General features: G+C 72.6%; 21 protein-coding genes. 12 read left to right on the forward strand and 9 right to left on the reverse strand.

Annotated features, from left to right (window positions below):
* Positions 1–244 precede the first annotated feature (244 nt).
* Complete coding sequence (locus ACZ5XZ_RS37150; protein ID WP_468986604.1) at positions 245–1732, forward strand: aldehyde dehydrogenase; 1488 nt, start codon at positions 245–247, stop codon at positions 1730–1732.
* Positions 1732–1965 (forward strand): ferredoxin, encoded by a 234-nt coding sequence (locus ACZ5XZ_RS37155; protein WP_468986555.1) that lies wholly within the window; start codon positions 1732–1734, stop codon positions 1963–1965. Before ACZ5XZ_RS37150 ends, ACZ5XZ_RS37155 begins: the two co-directional genes overlap by 1 nt.
* A 36-nt stretch (positions 1966–2001) precedes the next feature.
* Here the strand turns inward: ACZ5XZ_RS37155 and ACZ5XZ_RS37160 are convergent, their stop codons facing one another.
* On the reverse strand, positions 2002–2634 hold the full coding sequence (locus ACZ5XZ_RS37160) for a TetR family transcriptional regulator (protein WP_468986557.1): 633 nt from the start codon (positions 2632–2634) through the stop codon (positions 2002–2004).
* Positions 2635–2873: 239 nt separating this feature from the next.
* Here ACZ5XZ_RS37160 and ACZ5XZ_RS37165 point away from each other — a divergent pair, with 239 nt between their 5' ends.
* The 4 genes from ACZ5XZ_RS37165 (at position 2874) to ACZ5XZ_RS37180 (ending at position 7178) form a co-directional block, all read left to right on the forward strand.
* Positions 2874–4313 carry a glycosyltransferase family 4 protein gene (locus tag ACZ5XZ_RS37165; protein ID WP_468986560.1) on the forward strand — a complete coding sequence of 480 codons (1440 nt, stop codon included), beginning with the start codon at positions 2874–2876 and terminating at the stop codon, positions 4311–4313.
* Between the two features lie 117 nt (positions 4314–4430).
* Entirely contained in the window at positions 4431–5219 is a 789-nt protein-coding gene (locus tag ACZ5XZ_RS37170) for a class I SAM-dependent methyltransferase (RefSeq protein WP_468986562.1), read from the forward strand.
* Positions 5216–6286, forward strand: a complete 1071-nt coding sequence (locus ACZ5XZ_RS37175; protein WP_468986565.1) for a prenyltransferase/squalene oxidase repeat-containing protein — start codon at positions 5216–5218, stop codon at positions 6284–6286. The genes ACZ5XZ_RS37170 and ACZ5XZ_RS37175 overlap by 4 nt, the downstream gene beginning before the upstream one ends.
* 88 nt (positions 6287–6374) lie before the next feature.
* Complete coding sequence (locus tag ACZ5XZ_RS37180; protein ID WP_468986568.1) at positions 6375–7178, forward strand: maleylpyruvate isomerase family mycothiol-dependent enzyme; 804 nt, start codon at positions 6375–6377, stop codon at positions 7176–7178.
* 15 nt (positions 7179–7193) lie between these two features.
* Here the strand turns inward: ACZ5XZ_RS37180 and ACZ5XZ_RS37185 are convergent, their stop codons facing one another.
* The 4 genes from ACZ5XZ_RS37185 to ACZ5XZ_RS37200 all read right to left on the reverse strand — a co-directional run bounded on the left by ACZ5XZ_RS37185 (position 7194) and on the right by ACZ5XZ_RS37200 (position 11075).
* Positions 7194–8204: an LLM class F420-dependent oxidoreductase gene (locus tag ACZ5XZ_RS37185; RefSeq protein WP_468986571.1), complete on the reverse strand. Its 1011-nt coding sequence runs from the start codon at positions 8202–8204 to the stop codon at positions 7194–7196.
* A 196-nt stretch (positions 8205–8400) separates the two neighbouring features.
* On the reverse strand, positions 8401–9249 hold the full coding sequence (locus tag ACZ5XZ_RS37190) for a DUF5336 domain-containing protein (protein WP_468986573.1): 849 nt from the start codon (positions 9247–9249) through the stop codon (positions 8401–8403).
* A gap of 202 nt (positions 9250–9451) precedes the next feature.
* Positions 9452–10396: an N-acetylmuramoyl-L-alanine amidase gene (locus ACZ5XZ_RS37195; protein WP_468986575.1), complete on the reverse strand. Its 945-nt coding sequence runs from the start codon at positions 10394–10396 to the stop codon at positions 9452–9454.
* A 19-nt stretch (positions 10397–10415) separates the two neighbouring features.
* Positions 10416–11075 (reverse strand): class I SAM-dependent methyltransferase, encoded by a 660-nt coding sequence (locus ACZ5XZ_RS37200; RefSeq protein WP_468986577.1) that lies wholly within the window; start codon positions 11073–11075, stop codon positions 10416–10418.
* Positions 11076–11573: 498 nt separating this feature from the next.
* On the opposite strand from ACZ5XZ_RS37200, the gene ACZ5XZ_RS37205 reads away from it, so the two are divergent.
* The 3 genes from ACZ5XZ_RS37205 to ACZ5XZ_RS37215 all read left to right on the forward strand — a co-directional run bounded on the left by ACZ5XZ_RS37205 (position 11574) and on the right by ACZ5XZ_RS37215 (position 16576).
* Positions 11574–13754, forward strand: coding sequence for an acyl-CoA dehydrogenase (locus ACZ5XZ_RS37205; protein ID WP_468986579.1), 2181 nt, complete (start codon positions 11574–11576; stop codon positions 13752–13754).
* 52 nt (positions 13755–13806) lie between these two features.
* Complete coding sequence (locus ACZ5XZ_RS37210) at positions 13807–15000, forward strand: lipid-transfer protein (RefSeq protein ID WP_468986582.1); 1194 nt, start codon at positions 13807–13809, stop codon at positions 14998–15000.
* 112 nt (positions 15001–15112) lie between these two features.
* On the forward strand, positions 15113–16576 hold the full coding sequence (locus ACZ5XZ_RS37215; RefSeq protein ID WP_468986585.1) for an MFS transporter: 1464 nt from the start codon (positions 15113–15115) through the stop codon (positions 16574–16576).
* A 123-nt stretch (positions 16577–16699) separates the two neighbouring features.
* On the opposite strand, the gene ACZ5XZ_RS37220 is transcribed toward ACZ5XZ_RS37215, so the two are convergent.
* The 4 genes from ACZ5XZ_RS37220 to ACZ5XZ_RS37235 form a co-directional block, all read right to left on the reverse strand.
* On the reverse strand, positions 16700–17341 hold the full coding sequence (locus ACZ5XZ_RS37220) for a response regulator (protein ID WP_468986587.1): 642 nt from the start codon (positions 17339–17341) through the stop codon (positions 16700–16702).
* Positions 17342–17376: 35 nt separating this feature from the next.
* Positions 17377–18558, reverse strand: a complete 1182-nt coding sequence (locus ACZ5XZ_RS37225; protein WP_468986606.1) for a histidine kinase — start codon at positions 18556–18558, stop codon at positions 17377–17379.
* Positions 18559–18680: 122 nt separating this feature from the next.
* On the reverse strand, positions 18681–19409 hold the full coding sequence (locus tag ACZ5XZ_RS37230; protein WP_468986588.1) for an ABC transporter permease: 729 nt from the start codon (positions 19407–19409) through the stop codon (positions 18681–18683).
* Entirely contained in the window at positions 19409–20377 is a 969-nt protein-coding gene (locus ACZ5XZ_RS37235; RefSeq protein ID WP_468986590.1) for an ABC transporter ATP-binding protein, read from the reverse strand. Before ACZ5XZ_RS37235 ends, ACZ5XZ_RS37230 begins: the two co-directional genes overlap by 1 nt.
* Before the next feature lie 363 nt (positions 20378–20740).
* Between ACZ5XZ_RS37235 and ACZ5XZ_RS37240 the strand changes: the two genes are divergently transcribed.
* The 3 genes from ACZ5XZ_RS37240 to ACZ5XZ_RS37250 all read left to right on the forward strand — a co-directional run bounded on the left by ACZ5XZ_RS37240 (position 20741) and on the right by ACZ5XZ_RS37250 (position 23779).
* Entirely contained in the window at positions 20741–21616 is an 876-nt protein-coding gene (locus tag ACZ5XZ_RS37240) for a MaoC/PaaZ C-terminal domain-containing protein (RefSeq protein WP_468986592.1), read from the forward strand.
* 47 nt (positions 21617–21663) lie between these two features.
* Positions 21664–22740 carry a Zn-dependent alcohol dehydrogenase gene (locus ACZ5XZ_RS37245; RefSeq protein WP_468986593.1) on the forward strand — a complete coding sequence of 359 codons (1077 nt, stop codon included), beginning with the start codon at positions 21664–21666 and terminating at the stop codon, positions 22738–22740.
* A gap of 97 nt (positions 22741–22837) precedes the next feature.
* Complete coding sequence (locus tag ACZ5XZ_RS37250; protein ID WP_468986595.1) at positions 22838–23779, forward strand: 3-oxoacyl-ACP reductase; 942 nt, start codon at positions 22838–22840, stop codon at positions 23777–23779.
* Positions 23780–23944 lie beyond the last annotated feature (165 nt).

A 23944-nucleotide genomic window follows, 5' to 3' on the forward strand; every position in this document is an offset into this window, starting at 1 on the left:
AGTCGCCTCCGACGAACGGCGGTTGGGACGGTGGTGGGGATGGCAGTGGGGATTCGGTCGACGGCGTGGACTCCTCCAACTAGAACTGGTATCAGTTTCTGACATGGTGAACCGAGCGGTCCCGAGGCGATCGACTGACACGGCGTCATAAGCCGGCGCGGTAAGGCAGCACATGCCCCTCACACGGTCCGCGTAGGTGCGCACCCACATCGGACAGGCGGCCAACCCGCAGGAGGCGGCAGCGATGAGCGACCTCGTCGAGCACGGAAAGCTCTATATAGGCGGACAGCTGGTCGATCCGGCCGGCCGGGACACGATCGAGGTCGTCTCACCGCACACCGAACAGGTCATCGGCCGCGTCCCGCACGCCTCGCGGGCCGATGTCGACCGTGCGGTGGCCGCGGCCCGCGCGTCCTTCGAGTCCGGGGTGTGGGCGAACGCCCCGCTGGCGGACCGGATCGCGGTGGTGACCCGTATCAAGGACGCCTTCGCCGCGCGCAGCGAGGAGATCGCCAGGGTCATCAGCTCCGAGAACGGCACCCCGTTCACCTCCGGCGTCATGGTGCAGTCGCTGGCCTCGGTGCTGGCCTGGGACTCGGCGCTCACGGTGGCCCGCAGCTTCGGGGGCGACGAGGGGCAACCCGCGGACGGCGGCGCTCCGTTCGAGGAGCGGCGGGCCGGGGTGCTCGGGCCGATCCTGGTACGACGGGAGCCGGTCGGGGTGGTCGCGGCCGTGGTGCCGTGGAACGTGCCGCAGTTCACCGCCGCGGCCAAGCTCGCCCCTGCCCTGCTGGCCGGCTGCTCGGCCGTGCTGAAGGTGTCACCGGAGACCCCGCTGGACGCGTACCTCCTCGCCGAGATCGCGTCCGAGGCCGGGCTGCCGGAGGGCGTGCTGTCGATCCTGCCGGCGGACCGCGAGGTGAGCGAGTACCTGGTCGGGCACCCGGGAGTGGACAAGGTGTCGTTCACCGGATCGGTCGCGGCGGGCCGGCGGGTCATGGAGGTCGCGGCCCGCAACCTCAGCCGCGTCACACTGGAGCTGGGCGGCAAGTCCGCCGCGGTGATCCTGCCGGACGCGGATCTGGACGCGGCGGTTGCCGGCATCGTGCCGTTCGCCTGGATGATCAACGGCCAGGCCTGTGTGGCCCAGACGCGGATCCTCGCACCGCGCAGCCACTACGACGAGATCGCCGAGCGGTTCACCGCGGCCGCCTCCGCGCTCACCGTCGGCGACCCGCTCGATCCGGCCACGGAGGTGGGCCCGCTGGTCGCCCGCCGTCAGCAGCAGCGCTCGCTGGACTACATCGCGCTCGGCCAGCAGGAAGGCGCCAAGGTCCTGACCGGCGGCGGCCGGCCGAAGGGGCAGGACACGGGCTGGTACGTCGAGCCGACGCTCTTCGGCGAGGTCGCCAACTCGATGCGGATCGCCCGCGAGGAGATCTTCGGCCCGGTCATCTGCCTGCTGCCGTACGACGACGAGGCGGCGGCGGTGCGGATCGCCAACGACTCCGACTACGGGCTGTCCGGCTCGGTGTGGACCTCCGACGTCGACCACGGCATCGACATCGCACGGCAGGTGCGCACCGGTACGTACTCGGTGAACACCTTCAGCATCGACATGCTCGGCCCGTTCGGCGGCTACAAGAACTCCGGTATCGGGCGGGAGTTCGGCCCCGAGGGCTTCGGCGAGTACCTGGAGCACAAGATGATCCACCTGCCGGCGGGTGCCTGATGGCGGACCGCTGGCAGGTGGAGGTGGACCGGAGTGTCTGCATCGGGTCGGGGATGTGCGTCGGCGCGGCACCGGACGGCTTCCGGTTGGACACGGCCCGCCAGTCGCACCCCGTGGCGCCGGAGGCGGACGCCACCGAGAGCGTTCTGGCGGCGGCCGAGGGGTGCCCCGTGGAGGCGATCATCATCACCGTCGCCGGTAGCGGCGAGGCGGTCTTCCCGCCGGAGGAGTGAGCGGGGCGGAACGGGGGGCGTCCGGCACGACGCCCCCTACCGGGCACCTTCCGGTGCCGTCAGGTCGATCAGGCGGCACACCGTCTCGATGTCTATCTTCACCTGGGCGATCGAGGCCCGGCCCGACAGCCAGGTGATCAGTGCCGAGTGCCAGGTGTGCTCGATGACCCGTACCGCGGAGAGCTGTTCCGGGGTGGGCGCGACGTCCAGCCCCATGGCGTCCAGGATGATCGCCGTCGTCAGTCGCGAGACGGTGTCCACCTCCGGGCTCACCGACCGGTCGGCGAAGGTCAGCGCGCGCACCATCGCATCCGCGAGGTGCGGTTCGCGCTGCAGTGCGCGGAACGCCCGCATCAGGGTCTGGGCGACCCGTGCGCCCGGATCCTGTTCCGACGGCGGACGCTTGCGCAGCGTCTCGTGCATGTGCTGGAGCTGGTCCTGCATGGTGGCGACCAGCAGATGCACCTTGGAGGGGAAGTAGCGGTAGAGGGTGCCGAGCGCGACGCCCGAGGACTCGGCGACCTCGCGCATCTGCACGGCGTCGAAGCCGCCACGGGACGCCAGCTTGGCGCTGGTGTGCAGGATGCGGCGGCGCCGGGCCTCCTGACGCTCGGTCAGGGGAGGACTCGCGGGAAGCGCCGGTTTGGCCGCCTTGGATTCCGTAGTCATATTTCCCATTCCATGGCATTCCGTCCGCGATGCGGTGAGTGCCGGTGGTTCGATCGGCACAGCATGGCAGGGGGGCGGGTGGTGGCGCGAATCACCTGGTGCGGCTCTTTTCGCATCGGTCCTGGCCGGTAGATTCGAAGCTCGGTGAACTGATCAGTAGCCCGTCAGTTCTGTAACTTGTTCTAGATTACCGCCAGCGGTTACGCTCCGGCGAAAGTCCAGTGAGAAGGGGGCCGAGCGTGACCGCAGAGGCCGTCCAGGCAGCCGCGCCTCGCCCCGCAGAGGCCCCCTCGGCCTCCGCCCCGACGAACGGCGAGCGCCCGGTGCGCACCGAGGCCCCCCGCCCCAGTGACCACGGGCGCCCGGAGCGCACCGAGGCCCCCCACTCCGGCGACCACGGGCGCCCCCTGCGCATCGCGATGCTCACGTACAAGGGGAACCCGTTCTGCGGCGGACAGGGCGTCTATGTACGCCACCTCTCGCGCGAGCTGGCCCGCCTCGGCCACACCGTCGAGGTGATCGGCGCCCAGCCCTACCCCGTCCTCGACGAGGGCGTGGTGCTGACCGAGCTGCCGAGCCTGGACCTCTACCGCCAGCCGGACCCGTTTCGCACGCCGGGACGCGGCGAGTACCGCGACTGGGTCGACGCCCTTGAGGTGGGCACGATGTGGACCGGCGGCTTCCCCGAGCCGCTCACCTTCTCGCTGCGCGCCCGGCGCCATCTCGCCGCCCGCCGCGGCCAGTTCGACGTCGTCCACGACAACCAGACCCTCGGCTACGGTCTGCTCGGCGGCACCGGTGCGCTCGGCGCCCCGCTGGTCACCACCATCCACCACCCCATCACCGTCGACCGCCGGCTCGACCTCGAGGCCGCCGACGGCTGGAAGCGCCGCGCCTCGGTCCGCCGCTGGTACGGCTTCACCCGGATGCAGAAGCGCGTCGCCCGGCGGCTGCCGTCCGTGCTGACCGTCTCCGGCTCCTCCCGCCAGGAGATCGTCGACGACCTCGGGGTGAACCCCGGCCGCATCCACGTCGTCCACATCGGTGCCGACACCGACCTGTTCTCGCCGGATGCCGCCGTCCCGGAGGTGCCGGGCCGGATCGTCACCACCTCCAGCGCGGACGTGCCCCTCAAGGGGCTGATCCACCTCGTCGAGGCGCTCGCCAAGGTGCGCACCGAGAACCCCGACGCCCACCTGGTGGTCGTCGGCAAGCGCGCCGACGACGGGCCGGTCGCCGCCGCCATCGAGCGGCTCGGGCTCACCGGCGCCATCGAGTTCGTCAAGGGCATCAGCGACGGCGAACTCGTCGACCTCGTCCGCGGTGCCCAGATCGCCTGCGTGCCCTCCCTCTACGAGGGCTTCTCGCTGCCCGCGGCCGAGGCGATGGCCACCGGGACCCCGCTGCTGGCCACCACCGGCGGCGCGATCCCCGAGGTCGCCGGGCCCGACGGCGAGACCTGCCTCGCGGTGCCCCCCGGCGACGCCGACGCGCTGGCCGGCGGACTGCTCCGCCTCCTGGGCGACGAGGCGCTGCGCCGCCGGCTCGGCGCCGCCGGCCGGGAGCGGGTACTGGCCCGCTTCACCTGGCGGCAGGCCGCCATCGGCACCGCCGAGCGCTACCGCGAGGCGATCGCCCTCCAGGGCGGCCGGGTCGCCGCCCGCACTCTGCGCAGCTAGCCGCGCGCCCCCTTGCACTCCTGCAGCCGCCACCGCCCGCCCGTCGCCCGACCTCCACTCCCAGAAGACGGCGCTACGCGCCGACTGCCCACCACCGCCGGACGAAAGCAGAACCCCGTGCTGACCGTCGACTTTTCCCGTTTCCCGCTCGCTCCGGGTGACCGCGTGCTCGACCTGGGCTGCGGCGCCGGCCGGCACGCCTTCGAGTGTTACCGGCGTGGCGCGCAGGTCGTCGCCCTCGACCAGAACGGCGAGGAGATCCGCGAGGTCGCCAAGTGGTTCGCGGCGATGGAGGAGGCGGGCGAGGCCCCCGCGGGTGCCTCCGCCACCGCCATGGAAGGCGATGCGCTGGCCCTGCCGTTCCCCGACGACAGCTTCGACGTCGTGATCATCTCCGAGGTGATGGAGCACATCCCGGACGACAAGGGTGTGCTCGCCGAGATGGTGCGCGTCCTGCGGCCCGGCGGCCGGATCGCCGTCACCGTCCCCCGTTACGGCCCCGAGAAGATCTGCTGGGCGCTCAGCGACGCCTACCACGAGGTCGAGGGTGGCCATATCCGCATCTACCGCGGCGACGAGTTGGTCGGCAAGATGCGGGAGGCAGGCCTGGAGCCCTACGGCACGCACCACGCGCACGGGCTCCACAGCCCCTACTGGTGGCTCAAGTGCGCCTTCGGGGTGGACAACGACAAGGCGCTGCCGGTGCAGGCGTACCACAAGCTGCTGGTCTGGGACATCATGAAGAAGCCGCTGGCCACCCGGCTCGCCGAGCGGGCGCTGAACCCCGTCATCGGCAAGAGCTTCGTCGTCTACGCCACCAAGCCGCATCTGCCCGAGGCGTCGGCCGCCGCGCCCGTCAAGCGCCCCCGCCGCTCCACCAAGTCCTCCGCCGGGGCCGCCAAGTGACGAGTCCCGGGCGTACCGAACGGCTCGTCCTGCCGGGGGTGCTCACCGCTGAACAGGCGGCCCGTACGGTCGCCGGCATCCTGGCGACCCAGCGCGAGGACGGCGCGATCCCCTGGTTCCGGGGCCACCACCTCGACCCGTGGGACCACACCGAGGCCGCCATGGCCCTGGACGCGGCCGGCGAACACGAGCGCGCCGAGGCCGCGTACGACTGGCTGGCTCGCCACCAGAATCCGGACGGTTCCTGGTACGCGGCCTACGCCGACGGTGACGCCGAAGCGCCCACCGACCGGGGCCGGGAGACCAACTTCTGCGCGTACATCGCGGTCGGCGTCTGGCACCACTTCCTGTCGACCGGCGACGAGGCCTTCGTCGACCGCATGTGGCCCGCGGTCTCCTCGGCGATCGCCTACGTCCTTGAGCTCCAGCAGCCCGGCGGCGAGATCGGCTGGAAGCGCGAGGACGACGGCACCCCCGTCAACGAGGCGCTGCTGACCGGCTCGTCCTCCATCTACCAGGCGCTGCGCTGCGCGCTCGCGCTCGCCGAGCAGCGCGAGGAGCCGCAGCCCGACTGGGAGCTGGCGGTCGGCCGGCTGGGCCATGCGATACGCAGCCACCCCGAGCGGTTCTTGGACAAGGGCCGCTACTCCATGGACTGGTACTACCCGATCCTGGGCGGAGCGGTCCGCGGCGAGGCGGCCAGGGAGCGCATCGACGCCGCCTGGGAAGACTTCGTGGTGCCGGGGCTGGGCGTGCGCTGCGTACTGCCCAACCCCTGGGTCACCGGCGGTGAGAGCGCGGAACTGGCACTCGCCCTGTGGGCCATGGGGGAGTCCGAGCGGGCCGTGCAGATCCTCAAGTGGATACAGCATCTGCGGGCCGAGGACGGCATGTACTGGACCGGCTACGTCTTCGACGACGACGCGATCTGGCCGCGCGAACTCACCTCCTGGACGGCCGGTTCGCTGCTGCTCGCGGTCGCGGCCGTGGGCGGTGACGAGGCGACGACGTCGGTCTTCGGCGGCGAGCGGCTGCCGACCGGGCTAGATCCGGACTGCTGCCGGTAGGCGCGGCTTCAGCCGCGCGTCATCAGCGGCCCCGGGGCGTCTCCAATTAGGACCCCCCGGGGCCTAGATGCGCACTACTGTGCGACGTATGACTCTCCAAGGCTCCCTCTCCCACGAGGAATACTGCGCCCGACTTCTTGCCGAGACAGCCGAGTTCCGCAAGATCGTGCGCAGTGCCGATCTGTCGGCGACCGTGCCGACCTGCCCCGACTGGACGCTCGCCGATCTCGCCCGGCATGTCGGGGGCGCACATCGCTGGGTCGGCACCCTCGTCGCCACCCGCGCATTTGAGAACGTCGACCCCGCGGACGTCCCCGAGGCCGCCGGGCCCGAGGGCGAGGACGCGGCGGCGCTGGACGCCTGGCTGGTAGCGGGCGTCGAGCAGACCGTGGCCGCGCTACGGGAAGCAGGTCCCGACGCCGAGGTGTGGAGCTGGACGTCGGCCCACCACGCGGGGTTCTGGGCCCGCCGGATGGTCCACGAGACGGTCGTCCACCGCGCCGATGCCGCGCTCGCCGCCGGCGTCCCCTTCGAGCTTCCGGCGCCGGTCGCCGCGGACTGTCTGGAGGAGTGGCTGCAGATCGGCGAACTGCCGGAAGTGGTGGCCCGGTTCGCCGAGCGCGGGCGCAAGGCGTTCGGCCCCGGCCGGACGATCCACGTCCACGCCACCGACGCGCCGCCCGAGTTGAACGCCGAGTGGCTGCTCGATCTCACGGGGGAGGCGCCCTCCCACCGGCGCACCCACGAGAAGGCCGCGGTCGCGCTGCGCGGCAGCCTCACCGATGCCCTTCTGGTCCTCTACCGCAGGCTGCCCGCCGACAGCGACCGGGTTCAGGTGCTGGGCGAGCGGGCGGTGCTCGACCAGTGGCTGGAGTGGGCGAGCTTCGGGTGAGCGGCCGGGCCGGGCTCAGGAGTTCAGCTCGGCCAGCACCCGTAGGGTGTGCGGGTCCGGCGCGGTGACCAGCAGGTCGGTGACCGGGCCCGTGCGCCACAACTCCAGGCGCTCCGCGATCCGTTCACGCGGGCCGACCAGGGAGATCTCGTCGGCGAAGGCGTCCGGCACGGCGCGTACGGCGTCCTCCCTGCGGCCTTCGAGGAAGAGCCGCTGCACCCGCCGGGCCTCCTCCTCGAAGCCCATCCGCGCCATCAGGTCGGCGTGGAAGTTCTTGGCCGCGTGGCCCATTCCGCCGATGTAGAAGCCCAGCATCGCCTTGACCGGCAGCAGCCCCTCGGCGACGTCGTCGCAGACCACGGCGCGCGCCATCGGGGCGATGAGGAAGCCCTCGGGGGCGTGCGCCAGCGACGCCCGGTAGACGTCGGTGCGCTGCGGAGACCAGTACAGCGGCAGCCAGCCGTCCGCGATCCTGGTCGTCTGGGCGATGTTCTTGGGGCCCTCCGCACCCAGCAGGATCGGCAGGCCGGGGCGCAGCGGGTGGGTGATGGGCTTGAGCGGTCTGCCCAGGCCGGTGCCGTCCGCGCCGCGGTAGGGATGCGAGTGGAAGAGCCCGTCCACCTCCACCGGCCCCTCGCGGCGCAGGACTTGGCGGATCACCTCCACGTACTCCCGGGTGGCGGTCAGTGGGCTCTTGGGGAACGGCCGCCCGTACCACCCCTCGACGACCTGCGGTCCGGACAGTCCCAGGCCCAGCAGCACCCGTCCGCCCGAGAGATGGTCCAGGGTCAGGGCGTGCATCGCGGTGGCGGTGGGGGTGCGGGCGGCCATCTGCGCGATGCCGGTACCCAGACGGATACGGGAGGTGTGGGCGGCGATCCAGGTGAGCGCGGTGAAGGCGTCCGAGCCCCAGGCCTCCGCGGTCCATACCGAGTCATAGCCCAGCCGCTCGGCCTCGCGGGCGAGTTCGAGGTGCCGGGGGTCGGGGCCGCGCCCCCAGTAGCCCAGTGCCAGACCGAGTCGCATGCTGATCGCCTCTCTCCGACGGTGACCGCTCGCCCACCCGTGCCTGACGAGTCGTCAGATGCGGGTGCCCGGCGAACTGTACGGCGGCCTCGCGGGCAGTGCAACGGCCCCCCGCCCGCGAGGGGCGAGGGGCCGCGAAAGGACCGCTGTGCGTCCGGTCGTCCGCCGGGTTCCTCGCCCGGCGGCCCGTCCGGTGTCAGCCGCGCTGGATGCCGGTGGTGTCCTGCAGGACACCGCGCCGGCCGTCCTGGGTCTGCGCGATCAGGGCCTGGCCGCGCTGCTCCACCGCGAGGTACCAGGTGCCGGGCGCCAGTTCGGCGATCGGCGCCGGAGCGCCGTCCTCGCCGTACAGCGGGCGCGCGACGGGCACCGCGAACCAGAACGGCGCAAAGTCCGCCGGGCTCCCGGCCGCCGGGGTGGCGCCCGCCGGGCCGCCGGCCGTGGCGTCGACCGGAGCCTGCTGCCCGTGGGTCTGCCCCGCCTGCGGCTGCTGGCCGCCCGGGTAGCCGTAGCCCTGGCCGGCCTGCTGCTGCGCGCCGGGGTAGCCGTAACCCGGGGTGGGGCCGGCCCCGTACGGGGCGGCGGCCGGGGCCTTGGGGGCGCCGATCAGGGCGACCTTCAGCGCCGGGACGAGCGGCGTGGCGACCGCGCCGCCGGCCAGGATCAGCGCGGCGATCAGACCGAGGATCAGACCGGCGCCGGCGTTGTGGGAGTCGATGATGGTCCAGAACGCCGTCCACGCGGCGAAGATGCCGAGGGCGACGCCGAGCTGGCCGAGGTCGAGTCCCGCGACCTTGCGCTGCTGCGGCAGCATCCGGGTGACGGCGATGATCGCCGCGGCGATCACACCGGCCAGGTACACGCTCATGAGGGTCGACAGCACGTCCCAGGCGTTGATGCTGCTGTAGTCCTGGGCCTCGCAGTACTTGGCGAGGGGGCCGGAGCAGTCCGGGCCGCCGGTGGAATCGAGGAACGAGGCGATGAACAGCAACACCGCTGCTCCGATCACCACGCCGTCGCCTCGAGTGAGGGAGCGGATGTTCACGTAAGGGTCCTTTGTCTCTTTCGTGGGGCTGGTCGTCGCTGTCGCGGTGCGAGGCACGGCGGTGGCCACCCATCGTAAAGGGGAACCTATCGCCGAATCCGGCGGGTCGTCGTGTTCGTTTCCGCGTGCTATCGGACGGCGCATCACCACCGCTTCCGCCACCCGTATCGGCGGGTATCGGATCCGGTCGCCGCGGTCGCGGTCAGCGCGTCAGGAAGTCCGTAATGCCCTCGGTGATCCCGAGGGCCGCTTTCTGCCGCCACTTGGGATCGGTCAATTGCGCGGCGTCCTTCGGATCGCGCATATTGCCGCACTCGATGAACACCTTCGGCACCGTGGAGAGGTTGAGGCCGCCGAGGTCGGAGCGTACGTCGAGCCCCGTGCCGCCGCCGATGTAATTGGACGGCTCACTTCCGGTCACCGCCATGAACCGGCGGGCCAGCCCTTCGCCGAGCTGCCGCGAGGGCTTGACGATGCCGGAGGTGTCCGCCGACCCGGCCGTGACGCGCGCGGGCAGGATGACGTGGAAGCCGCGGTTCCCGGTACCCGAACCGTCGGCGTGGAGGGAGAGCGCGGCATCGGCGTGCGCCTTGTTCCCGATGGCCGCGCGCTCGTCCACGCACGGCCCGTACGGTCGGTCGCCGTCCTGGGTGAAGACGACCTCGGCGCCCTGGCGTTCGAGGAGCGTACGGGCCCGGCGGGCGACGTCCAGGGTGAAGGACGCCTCCGGGTAGCCGTCGTTGGTGGCGGTGCCGGTGGTGTCGCACTCCTTGCGCTCGGTGCCGATGTCCACCAGCCGGGCGATCTCCCGGCCGTGATCGCGGTTGCGCGGGTTGTGGCCGGGGTCGATCACCACGGTTTTGCCCTTGAGGCTGCCGCGCCGGGGGCCGGCCGTGCCGGAGCCGTCACCCGGGGCGTTCCCCCGCCCGTCCGCGCCGTCGGGGGAGCCGCCGTGCCCCGCCGCGCCGCCGGCCGCCTCGTCCGCGGCGGACCGGCCCGGTGCGGGCTGTCCCGCTCGTGGCGGCTCGCCGCCGTCGCCGCCCGAGGACCGCCAGGCCAGCCAGCCCCCGAGGCCGACGACCACCAGCACCAGGAGCAGGGTGCCGCGCAGGCGGCGGGGCGGGGGGAAAGTGCTGCCGTTCGACACGTCCGCGATGGTAGCCCGCTCAGATGCCGGCGCCGGTGCGCCGCAGGACGTGCAGCGACCGGTGCGCGGAGATCTCGGTGAAGGCGCCGGACTCCAGTGCCCTGCGGTAGATGCGGTACGGGGCCTGGCCGCCGTCCGCCGGGTCCGCGAAGACGTCGTGGATGACCAGCAGCCCGCCGGGCGCGATATGCGGGGCCCAGCCCTCGTAGTCGGCCCGGGCGTGCTCGTCGGTGTGCCCGCCGTCGACGAAGACCAGGCCGACCGGCGCCTGCCACAGGGCCGCGATCTGCGGCGACCGGCCCACCAGGGCGATCACCTGGTCCTCCAGCCCGGCGGAGTGCAGGGTGCGGCGGAAGGTGGGCAGCGTGTCCATCCGGCCGACCTCGGGGTCGACGACGGACGGATCGTGGTACTCCCAGCCGGGCTGCTGCTCCTCGCTGCCCCGGTGGTGGTCGACGGTGACGGCCATCACCCCGGCGTCGCGGGCGGCGTCCGCGAGCAGGAGGGTGGACCGGCCGCAGTAGGTGCCGACCTCCACCAGGGGCAGCCCGAGCGCCGCCGCCTCGATCGCCGCGGCGTACAGGGCGAGCCCCTCGTCCACGGGCATGAAGCCCTTCGCCGCCTCGAACGCGGCGAGTACCTCCGGCCGCGGAGCGGGCTGAGCCGTGGGAGCGGACATGGGCTTCCTCCAGGTGGTGCGGTCAGGTGGCTCATCGTGCCGTATGGGGTGGGGCGGGTGGTGTGGGGGTCTGCCTGTGGGGCGGATGAGCCATGGCGTAGGAACGTAGGGCGTAGGGCGTATACGGATATCGGAACGAGGGTTCGGATTTCCCGCCGTCCGCTCTTCCGTCCGTCCGCTCTCCCGGTGTCCGTTCTTCGGGAGCCGGTTGTTCGGCGTCCGTTCCCGTCGATTTTCGGCGGGCGTTTCGTCGATGCCCGAAAGCGGCGAATCCGTGCGGGTGCGGGGAGGTCGCCGGGAAAAGCGACCCGGCCCGTACCGGAATTTCTCCCACCGTATCCGGGCCCCGCTTACGGGTCCGCATCTCGGCCTCCGCGAGCCTGTTCCCCGGCCGCCGGCTGTCGGCCGTCGGCCGTCGGCTCCACCCACGTCGCCGAATCCCGGCCGCATCCGCATCTGGCCTTCCGTCAGATTGGAACGTGTTCTAGTCTGCGCCGCATGGGCATCGGAATCACGCAGGAGCACCGTGACCTCGCCGAGGCGGCGGGCGGCTGGGCCGCGCGCGCCGTACCGCCCGAGGAGGTGCGCAAGCTGCTCGACGCCGCGTCCGGGCGGCATGGGCGGCCCGCCTACTGGGACGGGCTCGCGGCGCAGGGCCTGCTCGGCCTCCATCTCCCCGAAGCCGACGGCGGAGGCGGCGGCGAACTGCTCGACCTCGCCGTCGTCCTGGAGGAGCTGGGCCGCGCCGCGCTCCCCGGCCCGTATCTGCCCACCGTCCTCGCCGCCGAACTGCTGCACCGCGCCGGCGAGCACACCCTTGTGCGGGCCCTCGTCACCGGCGAACGCATCGCCGCCGTCGCGCTCGGCCCGGGCTCGCTCACCGCCGTCGAGGCCGCCGACGGCTACGTCCTGGACGGCACCGCGCCCCCGGTCCTCGCCGGCGCCGACGCGGATCTGATCGTGCTGGCGGCCGAAGGAGCCGCCACGACCGTCTGGTGCGCCGTCGACGCCGACGCGCTGGACGTACGCCCCCAGGAGAGCGCCGACCCGACCCGGCCGACCGCGGAGGTGAGCGCGGCGGGGGTGCGGGTGCCCGGTGGGCGGGTGCTGGCCCTCGACAACGCCCTCGTCCGGGACCTGGCCGGTGTGCTGTTCGCCGCGGAGAGCTGCGGAACGGCGGCCTGGGCGCTGCGCACCGCGGCCGAACACGCCGCCGTACGCGAGCAGTTCGGCCGTCCGATCGGCCAGTTCCAGGGGGTCAAACACCTCTGTGCCGACCTGCTCGTACGCTGTGAGCAGGCCCGTGCCCTGGTCTGGGACGCGGCCCGGGCGCTGCACCAGGCGCCCGAGGTCCGTGGACTGGTCGCGGCGCTGGCCACCGCCACCGCCCTGGACGCCGCCTTCAGCTGCGCCAAGGACTGCATCCAGATCCTCGGCGGCATCGGCTTCACCTGGGAGCACGACGCCCACCTCCACCTGCGGCGGGCGACCGTGGCCCGCCAGCTGCTGGGCGGCGGCGACACCCACCGGCTGCGCGCCGCCCGCCACGCCGCCGACGGCGCCCGGCGCGCGCTGCGCCTCGAACTCCCCGCCGAGGCGGACGGGTACCGCGCCGAGGCCCGGGGGGTCATCGACGGCGTACGCGGACTGGACCCCGCCGCGGTACGCCGCGCGCTGGCGCCCACCGGCTATGCCGCGCCGCACCTCCCCGAGCCCTACGGCCTGGGCGCCGGGCCCGTCCGGCAGCTGGCGATCCAGCAGGAAATGGCGGCCGCCGGGGTCGAGATCAGCGATCTGGGCATCGCCACCTGGGTGGTGCCCTCCCTGATCGCCCACGGCACCCGGGCGCAGCAGGAGCGCCTGATGCCTCCGACGCTGCGCGGCGAACTGCTGTGGTGCCAGCTGTTCTCCGAGCCGGAGGCCGGTTCCGACCTGGCGTCGCTGCGGACCCGCGCGGAGCGGGTGGACGGCGGCTGGCGGGTCAACGGCCAGAAGGTGTGGACCTCGGCGGCCCAGTGGTCGAGCCACGGGATCCTGCTCGCCCGCACCGACCCGGACGCGCCCAAGCACAAGGGGCTGACGTTCTTCCTCGTCGACATGGCGACCCCCGGCATCGAGGTCCGCCCACTGAAGGAGATCACCGGCGACGCGCTGTTCAGCGAGGTCTACTTCGACGATGTGCTGCTGCCGGCCGACGCCGTGGTCGGCGAGGTCGACAACGGCTGGCGGGTGGCCCGTACCACCCTGGACAACGAACGCGTCCACATGGCGGACCAGTTGACCTTCGACACCGGCCTGGAGGCGCTCCTCGCCCGCGCCGCCGAACTGGACGCGTCGGTACACGTCCGCCTCGGCGCGCTGGCCGCCGAGGCGCACGCCCTGGGCTGCATCGGGCTGCGGACCACGCTCCAGCAGGTGTCGGGCCTGGAACCGGGCGCCGGCGCCAGCATCCGCAAGCTGGTGCAGACCCCGCACCAGCAGAAGGTCGCCGAACTGGTCCTGGAACTCCTCGGCCCGGCCGGCGCGGTGCGCGAGGGCGCCGGTGAGCGGGCGCTGCACGGCTTCTTGATGTCGCGCTGTCTGACCATCGCCGGCGGCACCACCCAGGTGCAGCGCAACGTCGTCGCGGAGCGGCTGCTCGGCCTGCCCCGCGACCCCGAGCCCCGTCCCCTCATCTGACGCACCGCAGCCCCTTCATCCGCCGCACCGCTACCTCTCCAGGAGGACACGTATGGCTGGCAAGGCGTTCATCGTCGGCGTCGGGATGACCAAGTTCGAGAAGCCCGAGACCCGCGAGTGGCAGTACTGGGACATGGCGAAGGAGGCGGGCGGCAAGGCGCTCGCCGACGCGGGGATCGGCTACGAGGCGGTCGAGCAGGTGCCGGTCGGCTACTGCTACCAGGCCTCGACGGCGGGCCAGCGCGCCGTGTACGAACTCGGCCTGACGGGCGTCCCCGTCTACAACGTCAACAACAACTGCGCGACCGCCTCGACCGCGCTGATGATGGCGCGCCAGTTCGTCGAGGCGGGGATCAACGACTGCGTACTGGCGCTCGGCTTCGAGAAGATGAAGCGCGGCGCGCTGGGCGGCGGCGCGGACGGGGGCGACTTCGCCACGTCCCCGGTGGCCCGCCACTACGGCGTGATGGCGGCCGCCCACGGCTTCGAGCGGACCCCGCCCACCGCCCAGATCTTCGGCAACGCGGCCCGTGAGCACATGGAGCGCTACGGCACCACGGCGGAGCAGCTCGCCGCGGTCGGCGCGAAGAACCACCGGCACTCCGCCCACAACCCCCACGCCCAGTTCCAGGAGGTCCACACGGTCGAGGAGGTCCTCGCCGCCAAGACCATCCACCACCCGCTGACCAGGCTCCAGTGCTCGCCGACCTCGGACGGGGCGGCCGCCGCGGTCGTCGCCTCCGAGCGGTTCGTCCGCGAACACGGGCTGGCCGACCGGGCGGTGGAGATCGCCGCGCAGGCCATGACGACCGACACCGAGGACAGCTTCGCCTCCGGCTCCTGCATCGACGTGGTCGGCAAGCCGATGTCGCGCGCCGCGGCCCGGCAGGTGTACGCGGCCAGCGGCCTGGGCATCGAGGACGTCGACGTCATCGAGCTGCACGACTGCTTCTCGGTCAACGAGCTGCTGACGTACGAGGCCTTGGGCATGTGCGCGGACGGCGAGTCCGGGAAGCTGGTCGCCGAAGGCGCCACGACCTACGGCGGCCGCTGGGTGGTCAACCCCTCCGGCGGCCTGATCTCCAAGGGGCATCCGCTGGGCGCGACGGGCCTGGCCCAGGCCGCGGAGCTGGTCTGGCAACTGCGCGGCACGGCGGGCGAACGTCAGGTCCCCGGTGCGCGGGTGGGCCTGGCCCACAACATCGGGCTGGGCGGGGCGGCGGTGGTGACACTGCTGCGGCGGTGAGGCCAGTGAGGTCGGTGGGGTGGCCCCGGACTCCGTCTCGCGACCTAGGTCCCCGGGTCCGGTGGTAGATGCACCGATATCCCGATGCGGGGGGCAAGCGGCGAATGCGAGCATGGTCCGCATGCCCCCGATAGCCTCCCCCACGACCCTGTCCGAAACTCCGCGCCGCACGGTCGCGCCGGCCTGGCTGGTGATGCTCCTGGTCTGCGCCGGCCAGTTCCTGGTCGTCCTGGACGTCTCCGTCGTGAACGTGGCGCTGCCCGCCGTACGGACCGGGCTGGGGCTGAGCGAGCTGGGCCTGCAGTGGATCGTCAACGCGTACGTCATCACCTTCGCCGGCTTCATGCTGCTCGGTGGCCGGGCCGCCGACCTCTTCGGCCGCAAGCGGGTGTTCGTCGTCGGGCTGGCGCTGTTCACCGTCGCCAGCCTGGGGGGCGGGCTGGCGCAGCAGCCGTGGCAGCTGATCACCGCCCGAGCGGTCCAGGGCATCGGCGCCGCCGTGCTCTCCCCGGCCACCCTCACGATTCTGACCACGTCGTTCCCGGCCGGTCCGGCCCGTACCCGGGCCATCGCCACCTGGACGGCGGTCGGCGCCGGCGGTGGCGCGGTGGGCGGCCTGGTCGGCGGGGTGCTCACCGAGTTCCTGTCGTGGCGCTGGGTGCTGCTGATCAATGTGCCGGTCGGGGCGCTGGTGCTGATCGGTGCGGTGCTGTGGCTCACCGAGAGCCGGCAGGGCCTCGGGCGGCGGCTCGACGTGCCGGGCGCGCTGCTGGTGACCGGCGGGCTGGGGCTCGTGGCGTACGGGATCGTGCAGACCGAGACGGACGGCTGGACGTCGGCGTCCGCGCTGCTTCCGCTGGCCGCCGGGCTGGTCGTGCTCGCGGTCTTCCTCGCCGTCGAGGCGCGGGCCAAGGCGCCGTTGATGCCGCTGGGGCTCTTCCGGCTGCGCCCGGTCTCCTCGGCGAACGCGGCGATGGTGCTGCTCGGCGCCGCGATGTTCTCGATGTGGTACTTCCTGTCGCTCTACATGCAGAACGTGCTGGGCTACCCCCCGCTGCAGGCCGGGCTCTCCTTCATTCCGCACTCGCTGAGCATCGTCCTCGGCTCCAAGCTCGGGCCGCGGCTGATGAACCGGATGGGCGCCAAGACCCTGGCCGTCGCCGGTGCGGTGATCTCCGCGTCGGGCATGGCCTGGCAGGGCGCCATGGGCGTGGACGGCACGTACCTGGGCACGCTCCTCGGCCCCGGCGTCCTGATGGCGCTGGGCGCGGGCCTGACCGCGACTCCGGTCGCCGCCATCGCCACCTCCGGCGCCGACCCCGCCGACCAGGGCCTGGTCTCCGGCCTGATCAACACCTCACGCCAAATGGGCGGTGCGCTGGGCCTGTCGGTGCTGTCCACGATCGCCGCCGCCCGTATCGAGGCGGGGCACGGCGCGCAGGCCCTGGCGGACGGCTACGCGCTGGCCTTCCAGGTCGGCACGGTGGTCCTGCTGGGCGGCATTCTGCTGATGGTCATCGCCCTGCCGAGGCGCCGGACGGACACCGCCCACGGCCAGGACTCCGCCCAGAAGTAGGGATGAGAAGTAGGCACGGCCAAGGAAATAGAGACGGCCAAGGAGTAGGGATGGCCCAGAAGTAGGGACGGCCAAGGAGTAGAGGCCCCGCGCCGGGAAGCAAGGCCCGCCCGGGGGCGCTCCCTACAGCCACCCGTTCTGCCGGGCCGTCCGTACCGCCTCCATGCGGTTGCGGGTGCCGGTCTTGCCGATGGCCGCGGAGAGGTAGTTGCGGACGGTGGCCTGGGAGAGGTGGAGCCTGCCGGCGATATCGGCGACCGTGGCGCCGTCCACCGCGGCGGTGAGGACGTCGCGTTCGCGCTGGGTCAGCGGACTGGGACCGGCGCTCAGCGCGGCCGCGGCCAGGCCCGGATCGATCACACGCTCTCCGGCGAGCACCCGGCGGATCGCCACCGCCAGCTCCTCCACCGGGCCGTCCTTCACCAGGAAGCCGGACGCTCCGGCCTCCATGGCGCGCCGCAGATAGCCGGGCCGGCCGAAGGTCGTCACGATCAGGACCTTGCAGGACGGCAGTTGCGCGCGCAGGTCGGCCGCGGCGTCCAGGCCGCTGAGGCCGGGGAGTTCGATGTCCAGGAGGGCGATGTCGGGACGGGCCTCCAGCGCGGCGGCGAAGATCTGGTCGCCCGCCGCCACCTGCGCCACGACCTCCATGTCCTCTTCCAGGTCGAGCAGCAGCGCCAGCGCACCCCGCATCATCCCCTGGTCCTCGGCGAGGAGGACTCTTACCGGTCGTTCGGGGGGCTGCTGGTCCGGCGTGTCGGTCATACGCCAAGAGTAGACAGCATGATCCAGGTCCTTGATCACCTCGGCGGCTCCTCCATCTCCGGTATATCGGCCGTGCCGACCGGGAGTTCGGCCGTGACACGGAAGCCGCGCCGGCCGTCGGGGCCGCTGTGCAGGGTGCCGCCCGCCGCGGCCAGCCGCTCGGTGAGTCCCTTCAGACCGGTGCCGCCGACCGGGCCCGAGGCGCCTACGGGCCCGCGTCCGTCGTCGGTGATCGTCAGCCGTACCCGCTCCTCGTCGGCGTGCACCTCGATCTCGCAGCGGGTGGCGCCGCTGTGCCGGACGGTGTTGGTGACACCCTCGCGGACCACCCAGCCCAGCAGCGCGCCGGTCTGCGGGGGCAGCGGCGGCCCGGCCTGGCGTACGACGGGGTCGATACCGGCCGCCTCCAGCGCCGAACGGGCCCGGTCCAGTTCCGTGGCCAGGCTGCCCTCGCGATAGCCGGTGACCGCCTCGCGGATCTCGGTCAGCGCCTGCCGGCCGACCGCCTCGATGTCGGCGGCCTGGGCGAGCGCCGCGTCCAGATTGCGCGGTGCCAGGCGGCGGACCGCCTCGGCCTTGACCACCACCACGGACAGGGTGTGCCCCAGCAGATCGTGCAGATCGCGGGAGAAGCGCAGCCGCTCCCTCTCCACGGCGCTCCGGGCGAGTTCCTGGCGGGTGGCGTTCAGCTCCTGGATGGTGTCGAACAGGCTCAGGACCGTGGCCGTCACCATGCCGGACAGGAACGTGCCGTATCCGATGCCGAACGAGCCGGAGGGGTCGCCGTCGCGCCAGCCGGACAGATAGCCGGCCGCGCCGCTGAGGGAGATCAGCCAGAGGCCGAGTTTCTTGCCCCGCAGGGCGCGGACCGTGCCGGAGGCCAGCGACAGCAGCGGGAAGAACAGGAACCAGTTGTCGCCGAACCCGAGTGCGATGGCGAAGGTGATGGCGGTCAGCACCCCCAGGGCGATGAGCGGATAACGGGAGTCGCGCCGCCGTGGGTTGAAGGAGGACCACACGACGCTGACGTAGAAGGAGTTGAAGGCGAGCAGTCCGAGGCCGGCCAGCCAGGGGTTGCCCGTCTTTCCCTGGATGATGTTGGAGAAGGCCCCCATGCCCATCAGGAGCCAGGGCAGGAAGGCGTACTTGCCCGGCCCCCTGTCCGGATTCTTGCACCGCGGCTTGGTCGTGCACGACGTCGCCTGCGGGCCGTCCATGCTGTCCGCGCCGTTCATGCCGTTCGTGCCGTCCGCGTCGTTCGTCTCACCGGGGCGCGGCCCGCCCGTGTTCTGCCGCTGCGTCTGCTGCACTGTCGCTTCCCAGGTCCGCCGTCGTTTGGTCACACCGTTCGCGCGGCCCGACGGTATGCGTACACCGCATAACCGCCGAAGAGTGCCAGCCAGGCGGCCAGTACCGCCACCGCGGCGAGGCTCGGAGCGCCGCCCTGGGTGACGCTCTGGCCCAGCTCGGCGAAGCGGTTGCCGGGTGTCCAGGAGGACAGCGAGCGCAGCCAGCCGGGGAACAGCTCGGCCGGGAACCACAGGCCGCCGACGATCGAGAGCAGCAGCATGCAGCCCGTGTTGACCACACCGGTGGACTGCGCGGAGAGGCGGTAGCCGTTGCCGAGCCCGAGGAGGGTGAAGGGGGCGGTGCCCACCCACAGCAGCCCGACCAGCGCGGCCCACTGCCAGCCGGGCATCCGGACGTCGTTGACCAGCGCGCCCACCAGCAGTACGGAGGCGAGGGCCGGCAGCACCGTCACCGAGCCGGTCAGCCCCCGGCTCACCACCACGCGCACCGGACTCAGCGGGGTGATCCGCAGCTGCCGAAGCCAACCCAGCTGCTTGTCCTCGGCGACGCCGGTGCCCGTGCCGATGGCCGCGCCCAGCGCGCCGTACGCCGCCATCCCGACCATCGAGGCGGTCTTCCACTCCGCGGACGCGCCGCCGGGGCCCGCCCCGATGTTGGTCATCAGCACATACATCAGCACCGGCATCCCGATACCGAAGATCACAAAGCCCTTGTCGCGCAGCGTGCGGCGGACTTCGAGACGGATGTAGTCGAACATCACGCGGTCTCCTTCAGGGGCGGGGCGCCGGCTTCGGCGGAGGTGAGGGCGAGGAAGGCGTCCTCCAGGCTGGCGGGGGCGACCTGCAGGCCGCGGACCAGACCGCGCCCGGCCAGCGCCACGACCGTCGCGTCGGAGTCCGTGGTGCGCAGCAGCGCGCGGTCGCCCCGTATCTCCACGGCACTCACGCCGGGCAGTCCGGGCAGCGGCTCGGTCGCCGCCCCCGCGAGGTCGAAGGAGACCAGCGACCCGCCGGCCCGCCGCCTGATCTCCTCGCCGCTGCCGTCGGCGACCACCCTGCCGCCGTCGATCACCACGATCCGGTCGGCGTTGTCGTCCGCCTCCTCCAGATAGTGGGTGGAGAACACGATGGTGTTGCCGCGGCGGGCGTAGGCCCGCATGGAGCGCCAGAACGCCCGGCGCGCCTCGACGTCCAGCGCCGCGGTCGGCTCGTCGAGCACCAGCAGCTCGGGGTTGCCGGCCAGCGCCATCGCGAAGCGGACCCGCTGGGCCTGCCCGCCGGACAGCCGGTCCACTCTCCGCCCGGCGAACTCGGCGAGGCCGGCGAGCTCCAGGGCCTCGGCGACGTCCAGGGGAGCGGGGTAGGTGGCGGCGACGAAGGTGATCAGTTCGCGGACCGTGACCCGCGGGATGGCCTTGCCGTCCTGGAGCATCGCGCCGACCCTGCCCGCCCGTACGGCGGTCTCCGGCGTGCCGCCGAACAGCCGCACCGTGCCCGAGCCGGGCGGCAGCAGGCCCAGCAGCATGTTGAGGGTGGTGGACTTGCCGGCGCCGTTGCGCCCGAGCAGTGCCACCGTTTCCCCTGCGGAGATCTCCAGGTCGAGTCCGTCCACGGCGCGGACCGCACCGTAACTCCGAGTTACTGCGGAGAATGCGACCGCCGTGCCGCCGCCCACCCTGCGCGCCGCGCGCAAACCCCCTGCCGCCTGCGTTGTCTCCGCCCTCATGGCCCGCCCCTCCGGTCGGCTCACTGCCCGCTCCCTGTCCTGCTTCCGGTCCCGCTTTCCGTCTTCGACATTACGGAGAGTCGCCGGGTCGCGGCAGATGCGAATGTGTGTGATCCGCACTGACAAATGTCATGGCGCGCCGGCGGGGGTGCCTGTCCGCCCACTGATCTGACTGGGCGTCAGGGGTCTTCCGGGTGCCGGGAGGATCGGCTATACATGAGGGCCATCGGCTAGAACGCGTTCTAGATGTGTCCCATGTGTCGGCGGAGCGCGGCCGCGCCGACCAGATACGACCCCGGCACGGCCGACGGTGCGGACGGCCGGGCCGGGGTCTTCACACCGTGGTGAAGGAGCAACAGCCCCATGCCCATCGACGCCGCCAAGGCCACCTCCGCCGAGCCGCGGACCACCGAACTCGCCTGGGACCACAAGGACGTCCAGCTCTACCACCTCGGCATCGGCGCCGGCGCGGCCACCCCGCAGAAGCCGCACCCCGCCACCGACCCGGACGAACTGCGCTACACCCTGGAGAGCGCACTGCACGTCCTGCCCAGCTTCGCCACCGTGGCGGGCGGCGGGATGGCGGTGGCCGGCGGCCTCTCCACGCCCGGCATCGACGTCGATCTCGCGGCCGTCCTGCACGGCGGACAGTCCGTCACCGTGCACCGCCCCCTCCCGGTGCGCGGCCGCGCCGGGCAGACCTCCTCCGTCCCGGCCGTCTACGACAAGGGCAAGGCCGCCGTGATCGTGCTGCGCTCGGAGGTCGCCGACGAGGAAGGGCCGCTGTGGACCTGCGACACGCAGATCTTCGTCCGGGGGGAGGGCGGCTTCGGGGGCGAACGAGGGCCCTCCGCGCGCCTCGACCTTCCCGAGCGCGCCCCTGATCTGAGCACCGAACGGCATATCCGCGAGGACCAGGCGCTGCTGTATCGCCTCTCCGGGGACTGGAATCCGCTGCACGCGGACCCGGAGTTCGCCAAGCTCGCCGGCTTCGACCGGCCGATCCTGCACGGGCTGTGCACCTATGGGGTCGCGCTCAAGGCGGTCGTCGACACGGTGCTCGACGGGGACGTGACCCGGGTGCGCTCGTACGCCACCCGGTTCGCGGGAGTGGTGTTTCCGGGCGAGACCCTCCACATCCGGGCGTGGCGGGAGCCCGGCCGGGTCCAGGTGTCGGTCACGGCACCCGAGCGGGACGACGCGACGGTTCTGGCGGACACCGTGGTGGAGCACAGCTAGGGGGTCTCTCCCAGACGGCCCCCACTCGATGCTTGAGAGGACGTGACATGCGCGCAGCCGTACAGCACGAGACCGGTCAGGACAAGCTGGAGGTGCTCGACGACGTCGAGGCGGTGGGGTTCGGTCCTGGGAAGGTCAGGGTCCGCATCCGGGCGACGGGGCTGTGCCACTCCGACCTCTCGGCGATGAGCGGGGTGCTGCCGCAGCCCGCCCCCTTCGTTCCCGGGCACGAGGGAGCCGGGGAGGTCCTCGACGTCGGCGACGGTGTCACCGGTGTCGGCCAGGGGGACCGGGTCCTGATCTGCTGGCTGCCCGCCTGCGGCAGCTGTCCGTCCTGCAGGCGCGGCCAGACCCACCTGTGCCTGGCCGGATTCCTGAACGCCGGTACGCCCAACTTCAAGCGCCCCGGTGGAGACGTGTTCGGCTTCGCCGGCACCGGTACCTTCGCCGAGGAGGTCGTGGTCCCCGCCAACTGCGCGGTCCCCATCCCGGACGACGTCCCGTACGAGATCGCCGCGCTGATCGGCTGCGGTGTCACCACCGGGCTCGGCGCGGCCCTCAACACGGCCGAGGTGGCGGCCGCGTCCTCGGTGGCGGTCATCGGGTGCGGCGGGGTCGGCATCTCCACCATCCAGGGCGCGCGGGCCTGCGGCGCGGCCCATATCATCGCCGTCGACCCGGTGCCGGCCCGCCGTGAGGCCGCGCTGCGCTTCGGCGCCACCGAAGCCGTCGCCCCCGAGGAACTCGCCGACGCCAAGGCCCGGATCACCGCGGGCGAGGGCTTCGACTACGTCTTCGAGGTGGTCGGCAAGTCCGCCACCGCCCGCACCGCCTACGAGACGACCCGGCGCGGCGGCACCCTGTGCGTGGTCGGCGCGGGCGCCATGGACGACACCTTCCAGGTCAACATGTTCGAGCTGTTCTTCGACGAGAAGCGGATCCTGCCGTCCCTGTACGGCGGCGCGGACGTGCTGCGCTCCTACGAGCGGGCCATCGCCCTGTGGCGGGCCGGCCGGATCGATCTGGCGGGCCTGATCACCCACCGCGTCCAGCTCGCCGAGGTCAACGACGCGCTCGACCAGATGCGTTCCGGGACCGCGCTGCGTACCTGCATAGAGATCTGACCGCGCGCCCGTGGCCTGCCGCGCGCCTGTGGACCTCCCCTGCGCGCGCGGGCCGGCCGGGCACGCCAGAGAACCGATCGAGAGGACAGGAAGAGCGATGGCACAGCCACTTGAGGGCCTGACCGCGATCGTCACCGGGGCCGGCCGCGGACTGGGCCGCGCCGAAGCCCTCGAACTCGCCCGGCTCGGCGCCCGGGTCGTGGTCAACGACTACGGGCAGCCGGGCCGCGACGGCTCGGGCGAGGCCTCCGCGGCGCCCGCCGAGGACGTCGCCGCCGAGATCCGGGCGGCGGGCGGCGAGGCGGTCGCCCATCTCGGCGACGTCGCCGACCACGAACAGGCGGGCGCGCTCGTGCAGTTGGCGGTCGCCACCTTCGGCCGGCTCGACATCCTGGTCAACAACGCGGGCATCCTCCGCGACCGGATGGTGTTCTCGATGACCGAGGACGAATGGGACTCGGTCATCCGCGTCCACCTCAAGGGCCACTTCAACACCACCCACTTCGCCGCGATCCACTGGCGCGAACGCTCCAAGGCCGCCGGTGCCCCGGTGCACGGCAGGATCATCAACACCTCCTCGGAGGCGTTCCTGGCCGGCTCGGCGGGCCAGCCCAACTACGCCGCGGCCAAGGGGGGCATCGTCGGCCTGACGACCTCCACGGCGCTGGCGCTGGCCAAGTACGGCGTGACGGCCAACGCGATCTGCCCGCGTGCCCGCACCCGTATGACCGAGGACGTCTTCGCCGGCTTCGAGGAGCCGGCGGACGGCGGGCTCGACGCGCTCGCCCCCGAGCATGTCGCCCCGCTCGTCGGCTATCTGGCCGCGCCGGCCGCGGCCGGGGTCAACGGCCAGCTGCTGGTCGTGCACGGCGGCATGGTCGCGATCGCCGAACGCCCCCGGATCGCCGCCAAGTTCGACACCGCCAAGGAGGTCTTCAGCTTCGAGGAGCTGGACGGACTGCTGACGCCGTACTACGCGCAGCGCCCGCCGAACGAGACCTTCGCGGCGGCCGAGGTGCTGGGACTCAAGCACGGCTGACGGGTGGACCGGCGGACCAGGCGGCCTGCCGGGCGGACGACCCGCGCAAACGGCCGCGGGGGGGGGGGGGGGGGGGGGGGGGGGGGGGGGGGGGGGGGGGGGGGGGGGGGGGGGGGGGGGGGGGGGGAGGGGGTGGGGCTCTTGTCTGGGGTGTGTGTGCGGGGT

This window comes from Streptomyces sp. NPDC033270, assembly GCF_055576575.1.